An 890-nucleotide genomic window follows, 5' to 3' on the forward strand; every position below is an offset into this window, starting at 1 on the left:
GAGAACCGCTCTCTTGTATCGTGAGCCGGCGGGAGAAGTCAACGAGAATCGTTGACACACCGTACCGGATCGCGCACAGTGGGAGCGCCCCGGCGGGGCATCCCAGCCGATTGAGAGTCAGGAGGAAAGCATGGCCTACGATGTTGTGATCAAAAACGGAACCGTTGTTGACGGGACGGGCAAGCCGTCGTATCGGGCCGATGTTGCCGTGCAGGGCGACCGGATTGCCGAAATCGGGAACATCAGCGCTGCGGCAAAGCGGACGATTGATGCTGAGGGGCATCTGGTGACGCCCGGTTTCATTGATATTCATACCCATCTGGACGCCCAGATCAGCTGGGACCCGGTGGCGTCCTCGTCGTGCTGGCACGGCGTGACCTCGGTCGTGATGGGCAACTGTGGGGTGACCTTCGCCCCCTGCCATCCAAAGGACCGGGAATACCTGGCGCATCTGATGGAGAGAGCATCATGACCGGCATGCCGTGGACCTGGGAGACGTATGGCGAGTATCTTCAGGCGCTCGACAAGCTGCCAAAAGGCGTCAACGTCGGCGGTCTGGTCGGCCACTGCGCCGTGCGCTACTGGGCCATGGGCGAAGAGAGCCTGGAGAACAGGCCGGCCGGCCCCGAGGCGATCACCCGTATGCGGGATATTGTTGAGGAGGCGATTGCCGGCGGGGCGCTGGGCTTTTCCACCTCCCGCACCATTCTGCACCGCACGCCGGAGGGCCAGCCGGTGCCCGGCACGTTTGCCACCGCCGAGGAATTGATGGGCATCACCAGCGCGCTGGGCAAGCTGGGGCGCGGTGTGGTCGAAGCCGCGCCGGGGATTGACAGCGGCAAGCCCGAGGATCTCAAACGCGAAGTCGACTGGATGACCGAGGTCAGCCT

At 63.7% G+C, this 890-nt stretch carries 2 protein-coding genes; both read left to right on the forward strand.

Translation table 11 applies throughout. From position 1 onward, the window contains the following. Positions 1-130 precede the first annotated feature (130 nt). Positions 131-472, forward strand: coding sequence for an amidohydrolase family protein (locus tag J4F42_19775; protein ID MCE2487758.1), 342 nt, complete (start codon positions 131-133; stop codon positions 470-472). Beyond that, the coding region (locus J4F42_19780; protein MCE2487759.1) for an amidohydrolase family protein at positions 469-890 on the forward strand (422 nt) is incomplete at its 3' end. The genes J4F42_19775 and J4F42_19780, both read left to right, overlap by 4 nt.

This window comes from Desulfurellaceae bacterium (genome assembly GCA_021296095.1).
Lineage (GTDB): Bacteria > Desulfobacterota > Binatia > Bin18 > Bin18 > JAAXHF01.

What these genes read in the sequence shown, in the direction of transcription:
- J4F42_19775 (MCE2487758.1), top strand. Translation starts at nt 131, where the DNA reads ATGGCCTACGATGTTGTGATCAAAAACGGAACCGTTGTTGACGGGACG.